Raw genomic sequence first — 7,287 nt, 5'->3', positions numbered from 1 at the left:
TCAAAAGAATTCTTAACTTTAAATTTTCATTACTTGGAGTTTGAAATAAACTCTAACATATATTCTATTTTTAGAAATATATAATCTTTATTATTTTGAAGGTAAAAAACTACCCAATGAAAATATTAAACAAAAATTTTTTTAAAATTCGACAACAGATTACAAATTTATTTCATTAGCATTATGAAAATCTTCAAGATTTCTAATGAATATTTAAGAATATCTCCAGAACGTTCTCTAAAGACCCCAAATGAATATTTAAGAATATCTCTAATTTTGGTTTTCATTTTATGCCTCCAAGTAATGAATATATTTTCTGCAGGCATAAAAAACCTTCAATTGATACTTAATTTTCATTATAAATAAATATTATAGTTTTTGTAGGAGTTAACTTTCATTTAAATTGATATATTATAATTATTCAATCAAATTGATGTTATTTCATAAAAATAATGGATTTAAATAAAATTAGATATTTTTGATAAAAATAGTTAAAAATAGATAAATTAGAATAAAATTAAAAAATAAAAAAAGAAAGAATAGATTAAATCTATTCTTCACCGCCACGACCAGCAAATTCTTCATTGAGTTTGTATAATAAAGATTTGTCGTCGCCAGCTAATTTGAGTTTAGCTAAGTTTTCCATAGCATTTTCTTCTTCTTCAACTTGTTCTTCAACGAACCATTGCAAGAAGTTGTTGGTTGCATGGTCTTTTTCTTCAATAGCTAAGTCAACTAAATCATTGATTAAGCCGGTAACCATTTGTTCGTGGGATAAAACATGTTCGAATGCTGCAAGTGGAGAGTCCCATTCGGTTTGTGGAGCTTCAATTGCAGTAAGGGTTACGCTTGCCCCTCTTCTAATGATGTAATCATAGAATTTCATTCCATGTTCTAATTCTTCTGCAGCTTGTACTCTCATCCAGTTAGCAAATCCTGCTAAGTCAATGTCTTCAAAGTATGCTGCCATAGATAAGTATAAGTATCCGGAATATACTTCTGCATTTAATTGAGCATTTAATGCAGCTTCCATTTTTTCATTTACCATAATAAAAACCTCAAAATTTAAATTTATTCATCCACAAAATCTGCTTTTGCTGCACCGCATAATGGGCAAGTCCAGTCATCTGGTAAGTCTTCAAAAGCAGTTCCTGCTTCAATGCCATTGTCAGGATCACCAGCTTCAGGGTCATAAGTGTATCCACAAATGTCACATACCATAGCCATATTTTCACCTTCAATATTTAAAAAGATTTATCTTACATACTATAAATTAATAAATTTAAAAAAAATTTAATAAATTTTAAAAATTTAAATTATATGCTTAATTTATAATGCTTAATTTATAATGCTTTAAACATATTTTTTACAGCACCGCATAAAGGGCATTTGAAATCATCTGGTACGTCTTCCCAAGCAGTTCCTGCAGCGACGTCTCTTCTGGATTCACCTTTTTCAGTGTCGTATATGTATCCACAAACAGTACATTTGTATTCTGCCATGATTTTACCTCCAATAATAATTAATAATATTTATAATTTTAATGATATATAAAATGTTTTATTTTATTGCAACTTATTTTTAATCTCAACTAAAGCAATATTATTTAACCAAAATTACAGGAACCTTAGAAACTTTTAAAGCATTTTCAGCCACACTTCCAATTTTAGCATAATCTATATTCTCTTCATTGTCCATAGACTTTCCAAAAGCTCCAAAAACAGCAATGTCAGGGTTGATTTTTCTAATCATAGTAGCCATGTCTTGAATAGGATCTGCAGTGATTATATGTTCCACTACAACAACATCCTTTTCCTTTCCTTTCGCTGTAATATCATCCAAGACTGCTCCACCAGCATCATCCAAGTCATCATATGTAAAGTCCAATGCAAAATCCATAACATATAAAGCAGAGATTTTTGCACCGTATTTGCTTGCTAAATCAATAGCTAAATCTACAGCTTTGTCCCCACATTTGGAACCGTCGCTAGCAACTAAAATATTCTTAAACATATTATCCTCTTGAAATAGAAAAAATTATCTTAAATTAAATTCAATGAAAAGTCTTAATAAAAAAATAAAGAAATGACGAAAAAAAATAAATAAAATAACTGATTACATCAAGTAATCAGCCTTACAGAATCCAATAAAGTCATCAACTAACCTATCAACATCTTTAGTGTCATCCTTAAGAAGACCTTGGTCAATGAAGATAGCTCTGTTACTTAATTCCCTTATGAAGTCTGTGTTATGTGAAACCATTACAATTGTGGTTCCAAACTCTTTGCAGATTCTCTTAAGTGAGTTAGTGACTGTTCTTAAGGTTTTTGGATCCAAGTCTCCAAACGGTTCGTCAAGCAATAGTATGTCTGGTTTGGATACAAGTACAAGTGCAAGCATAGCCCTTACCTTTTGACCACCAGACAATTCGAAGGATCTTCTTCCTAAAATGTCTAAAGGCAAGTCAAGCGCTTCAAATAAGTCTGCAACTTGCTCTGCAATTTCTGCTTCAGGGAATTTAGGGAACAATTCATCTAATATACTTGGTTCAAGCCCTACTTGCTCAAGACGAGCTTTAGCTTCTCTTTCTGGAAGGTCAGTCAATTGATACAATGCATCAAGCAAGATATCAGGCAATCCTTCTTCCTTAGCCCTTTCTTTTGCTTCCTGAACCATATCAAATCTTTTGTAACCTAGTTTCTTGGCTAATTGGCTTTGAACGGTAGCCCAGTATACCAAAGCGAATTCCTGATGCATGAAACCTATGTTTCTTCTAACTTCCATCCTGTCAAGACTTGCTTTTCTGATGTCTACCCATTTGGTTACAGCTTCTCCATCCTCTTCTTTTTCAAGCTTGAATAGGACATCTCCACTGTCAGGCACATCCATACCCCCTAACATACGAAGAAGAATTGTCTTACCTGCTCCACTTGGACCGACTAATGATAGAACATCTCCTCTCTTAACTTCAAAGCTGATGTCCTTCATATGCAAAACATCTTTACCTTTAAGCAAATAGAACCTTTTATCCAAATCACATGCTTTAATCAAGGTTTCATCTGTGGATTCAAGCTCAATGTCAACAGGGTCTTCAATGTCAGATAGGAACTCATCGATGATTTCATCAACATCTCCCTCTTTAGCTATTTCACCATCTTCCAAAAGGATTACCCTTTCAGCTAAGAATTTATGAATCTCAGGCAAGTGTGATACTAAAACAATAGTGATGTTCAATTCTTCATTGATCTTTTTAACAGCATTCAAGATTTCCTGTTTGGTTTTAGGACATGCCATTGTAGCAGGTTCGTCAAGGAGCATGACTTTAGGCTTTTTAGCAAGCTGTCTTGCCATAATGAGTCTTTGCTTTTCACCACCACTTAATACAGAAGCCAAGTGGCCTGACTTTTCCTTAAGGCCTACAAGTTCCAATAGTTCATAAGCTTCCTTATCGAATTGGTCATGAGCCAATTCAAAGTCAGTTCCTGCCTCATCTCCGTATTTTGCACCGTATAATTTCCTTACAACATTGTCAAGAACAGTTTCAGGCCAAATACCAAAAGACCTTTGCAAGTGAATTGCAGTTTCCTTTTTGACTTGATTGAAATAAAATTGAGTGGAATCCGGCTTTAAGGTGTATCTCTCTACTCTAACTTCACCTTCATCAAATTTTTCCACTCCTCTTAATATTCTTAAAAGAGTTGTTTTACCGGAACCGCTTGTACCTAAAATACCTACGATCTCTCCTTCTTTAACTTCAAGATTAATGTTATTTAGGGCTTTCACTTCTTCCCCATTATCTAATTTATATGATTTAGAAAGGTTTTTAATACTTATCATTATACCACTATTTGAATTTTTAAAAGATTATTATTAATTAGGATAATTAATTTAATAATTTTTTTAATTTTAAATATTATTAAAATATTTATACATAATATAATATTAAATTTACCTATATTTAAAACCTTTTCAAAATTCCTAAAAAAATGAAAAATAACGAAATTAAAGCAATATTGACTGTAAAATAAACTTTATTTATTCATAATTGATAAGATTTAAATAATATAAATCGTAAAATAAGATTAAGGGTTTACACCTTTATGTAAACTCCTTTATTGGGAAATTGAAACGTTGAAGAATCCTCCTTTTTGGATTCTTTTAACGTTAACTATTACTTGCTATTTTTTTATAATTAAAAATTTTAACATACTTTAAACTATTTTTCATACTAATTTTAAAAAAAAAAACTAGTTTTACATAATCCAATTTAATATAAATATTCTAAAAAGATTGTTTTTTACAAAATAATAACAATATGATAATTAAAAACTAAACAAAAGGCATAAAATTGGTTAAATTTATAAATAATTAATTTAAACTATTATCAAGGTTTCGGTATCTAAAATAAATCCTCAATTTCCCAAATAAAGGAGGTGAAATTATGGTCGTGACTTTGAGACAAGTTTTGCTTGTTTTCCTTTTCATTATTCAAATGATCTTAATTTTCATTGAATAAACTGTAGTTTCACGATAGTCGAATTTTACAAAAAGTTTTATAGGTATGATTTAACCTTAGATATCCTTTCATCCTTATTAAAAATAGATAAAATTAGTTAAAAAATGAAAAATTATAAAAAAAAGAAATTTAGAATTCAATTGGATAGAATTCTGTATAAGTGGAATTTCTCTCTATTGGAACTCTTCCCAAGTCATTGACTAATTTAGTTAAGTCCCTAATACTTGCATTTACACCATCCGGAGCTCCTGAAGCTTCAGACAATTCATCTCCACCTAAAGTTCCGCCTAAGTCATTTGCACCGGCTAAAAGTGAAACTTGAGCAAATCTGAATCCCATCTTTACCCAAGATACTTGAATATTTGGAATGATGTCCCTAAACATTAATCTTGCTACTGCATAAAGCTTTAGGTCTTGAGTACCTGTGGCTCCTAAATCCCTTTGTCCTTCAAGGAATATCGGTGAGTGCTCATGCATGAATGTCATTGGAATGAATTCATTGAATCCGCCAGTATCGAGTTGAATCTGTCTAAGAATATCTAAATGTTCCACTCTCTCTTCAAGAGTCTCTACATGACCATACATCATTGTTGCAGAACCTGTAATTCCTGCTTCCTGAGCTATCTTTACTACATCAATCCATTCTTGAGTTGATACCTTTTTAGGACAGATTATCTCTCTGGATCTGTCAGTCAATATTTCAGCAGCAGTTCCAGGTAAAGTATCCAAACCTGCCTTCTTCAATATCTTAAATGCATCTTCTACTGGTATTTCACTATTTAATGCAGCATCTCTAATCATGGTTGGAGAGAATCCATGAATTTCAACATCAGGATAATGGGACTTGAGCAGTTTTAAGATATGCTCATAGTATTCAACAGTTGCATCCTCAAGCACCCCTCCCATTACAGTGAATTCACGGGCACCATCTCGATAGCTGCCTTCAGCCTTTTCCAAAATGCCTTCATCATCCAACAGATATGCTTCAGGGTCGTCTGGATCTTTACCAAAAGCACAAAATCCACAACGGACATGACATATATTTGTGAAGTTAATGTTACAATTGTTGATAAAAGTAACCTTATCTCCGACAATCTCTTCACGCACTGCATCTGCTGTTGCCAAAAGCGGATAGATTTCTGAACCTTTTAGATTCATCAAGTAATTCCCATCTTCAACTGAGATAGGCTCATCAAAAGCGCTATCTAATATTTTCTTAGTTTTGGATGCCACATTAATTCTATTATACATAATTTTAAATCAGTCTTATATTACATATAAAGTTTTCTATGAAAAATAAAAAATAATTAATTTAAATTTGTTAAATGATTTAATTTGAATTAAAAATTGATTAAATAATTAATAAAGATATATAAATTATTATTAATTAAATTAAGACAAAAAATAATTTTTATTAATCAAAATGTTTAATTTTATACATTATTGAAAATCTATTTATAATGGGTTTTGATAAACAAATACTAATAATATAAAAGATAAATATTATTGCAATGAAAAACGTAACACGTGGCTTATTAATCGGAAGAATGCAACCTGTTCATAATGGCCATATCCAAATTATAGAGAAGACATTGAATTATGTCGATGAAGTTGTAATTGGTATTGGAAGCGCTCAGTTAAGCCATGAGCTAAAAGATCCATTTACTGCAGGTGAAAGGATTATGATGATGACCCAAGCATTGGATGATGCTGATATCGACCCTAAAAGATATTACATAATACCTATTGAAGACATTAATAGAAATGCCTTATGGGTTGCTCAAGTCAAGATGCTGACTCCTCCTTTTTCTAAAGTATATAGTGGAAATGCACTTGTCAAAAGATTGTTTAAGGAAGAGGGATATGAAATCTATCAGCCTGAATTATTCGATAGGGAAGTATTGTCAGGAACTGAAGTCAGAGATAGAATCTTAAATGATGGAGACTGGCAATCTCTTGTTCCTAAAGCTACTGCTAAAGTAATAGAAGAGATTGATGGTGTCAATAGAATAAAAGAATTGAGCAAGAAAGAATTAAGCGAATTATAATTCTTATTTTATTTCTATTTTTTTAGAAAAATTATATAACAATCGTTATATTTATTAATAAAAAAATTAAATATATTAATGGAATAAGACAAATTAACTTTAAGTATAAAACTTAAATTTATTTTATTCATTATTTATTAGGATGATAAAATGGTAATAAAAATTGTAGAAAAAGACGAAGAATACTTTACTATCGGAGATTTAATTGCAGACATTAAAAAATCACAAAGAGTGGATGAAGCTGGAGCAATTTACAGTTTTGAAGGTATTGTAAGAGGAACTGAAGAAAATAAAACTGTTGATAAACTCACTTTAACCCTACCTGATAAAGAAAAAGGATTAGCAGAAATAGAAGCTATTGTAGAAACAGCTAAAGTTAAATATGGCGTTTTTGAAATTAGTGTAATTCATTATATTGGAGAGTTCTACACCGGAGATCAATTGTTCTTGGTAGTAGTTCTTGGTCCTCACAGAGGAGAAACTTTAGAAGCTCTCACAGAAGTTATCGAAAGAGTAAAACATGAAATTGACTTTAAGAAAGAAGAGCTTTCCAATGAAGGAACTAAAATTATAATGGCAGGAGGATAATTCTTCTTCCATTACAAACCACCATTCTAAAACACCCTCAAAACCATATAAAATACATAAATAAAAAAAAAAACTTAAAAACTAAAAAACTTAAAAAACTTTTTTTTGAAAAAAATTTAAAAAATAAGAAAATAT

Annotated in this window: 8 protein-coding genes; 2 read left to right on the top strand and 6 right to left on the bottom strand. The window is 30.9% G+C overall.

All coding sequences use genetic code 11. The annotated features are described in order from the left end of the window. Window positions 1–550: 550 nt before the first annotated feature. The 6 genes from ACKI67_RS05540 to cofH all read right to left on the bottom strand — a co-directional run bounded on the left by ACKI67_RS05540 (window position 551) and on the right by cofH (window position 5,767). Entirely contained in the window at window positions 551–1,048 is a 498-nt protein-coding gene (locus tag ACKI67_RS05540; RefSeq protein WP_407462432.1) for a ferritin, read from the bottom strand. Window positions 1,049–1,071: 23 nt separating this feature from the next. Further along, window positions 1,072–1,227 (bottom strand): rubredoxin, encoded by a 156-nt coding sequence (locus ACKI67_RS05535; protein ID WP_407462431.1) that lies wholly within the window; start codon window positions 1,225–1,227, stop codon window positions 1,072–1,074. A 116-nt stretch (window positions 1,228–1,343) separates the two neighbouring features. Then, the gene (locus ACKI67_RS05530; RefSeq protein WP_407462430.1) at window positions 1,344–1,502 is read right to left on the bottom strand and encodes a rubredoxin; all 159 of its coding nucleotides are present in this window, start codon (window positions 1,500–1,502) and stop codon (window positions 1,344–1,346) included. Window positions 1,503–1,602: 100 nt separating this feature from the next. Further along, window positions 1,603–2,013: a universal stress protein gene (locus ACKI67_RS05525; RefSeq protein ID WP_407462429.1), complete on the bottom strand. Its 411-nt coding sequence runs from the start codon at window positions 2,011–2,013 to the stop codon at window positions 1,603–1,605. Window positions 2,014–2,115: 102 nt separating this feature from the next. Further along, complete coding sequence (locus ACKI67_RS05520; protein ID WP_407462428.1) at window positions 2,116–3,837, bottom strand: ATP-binding cassette domain-containing protein; 1,722 nt, start codon at window positions 3,835–3,837, stop codon at window positions 2,116–2,118. A gap of 808 nt (window positions 3,838–4,645) precedes the next feature. After that, complete coding sequence (gene cofH / locus ACKI67_RS05515) at window positions 4,646–5,767, bottom strand: 5-amino-6-(D-ribitylamino)uracil--L-tyrosine 4-hydroxyphenyl transferase CofH (protein ID WP_407462427.1); 1,122 nt, start codon at window positions 5,765–5,767, stop codon at window positions 4,646–4,648. Between the two features lie 260 nt (window positions 5,768–6,027). Between cofH and ACKI67_RS05510 the strand changes: the two genes are divergently transcribed. Continuing rightward, window positions 6,028–6,564 carry a nicotinamide-nucleotide adenylyltransferase gene (locus ACKI67_RS05510; RefSeq protein WP_407462426.1) on the top strand — a complete coding sequence of 179 codons (537 nt, stop codon included), beginning with the start codon at window positions 6,028–6,030 and terminating at the stop codon, window positions 6,562–6,564. A 150-nt stretch (window positions 6,565–6,714) separates the two neighbouring features. Next, window positions 6,715–7,152, top strand: coding sequence for a molybdenum cofactor biosynthesis protein MoaE (locus ACKI67_RS05505; protein WP_407462425.1), 438 nt, complete (start codon window positions 6,715–6,717; stop codon window positions 7,150–7,152). Window positions 7,153–7,287: the final 135 nt, after the last annotated feature.

The sequence above is a fragment of the Methanobrevibacter sp. genome (assembly GCF_045577275.1).
Classification (GTDB): domain Archaea; phylum Methanobacteriota; class Methanobacteria; order Methanobacteriales; family Methanobacteriaceae; genus Methanobrevibacter.
This window is presented reverse-complemented; position numbering and strand designations above follow the sequence as displayed.

Coding starts and splice junctions, on each gene's coding strand:
- ACKI67_RS05540 (WP_407462432.1), bottom strand. CDS start 1,048: ATGGTAAATGAAAAAATGGAAGCTGCATTAAATGCTCAATTAAATGCA.
- ACKI67_RS05525 (WP_407462429.1), bottom strand. CDS start 2,013: ATGTTTAAGAATATTTTAGTTGCTAGCGACGGTTCCAAATGTGGGGAC.
- ACKI67_RS05535 (WP_407462431.1), bottom strand. CDS start 1,227: ATGGCTATGGTATGTGACATTTGTGGATACACTTATGACCCTGAAGCT.
- ACKI67_RS05505 (WP_407462425.1), top strand. CDS start 6,715: ATGGTAATAAAAATTGTAGAAAAAGACGAAGAATACTTTACTATCGGA.
- ACKI67_RS05510 (WP_407462426.1), top strand. CDS start 6,028: ATGAAAAACGTAACACGTGGCTTATTAATCGGAAGAATGCAACCTGTT.
- ACKI67_RS05520 (WP_407462428.1), bottom strand. CDS start 3,837: ATGATAAGTATTAAAAACCTTTCTAAATCATATAAATTAGATAATGGG.
- cofH (WP_407462427.1), bottom strand. CDS start 5,767: ATGTATAATAGAATTAATGTGGCATCCAAAACTAAGAAAATATTAGAT.
- ACKI67_RS05530 (WP_407462430.1), bottom strand. CDS start 1,502: ATGGCAGAATACAAATGTACTGTTTGTGGATACATATACGACACTGAA.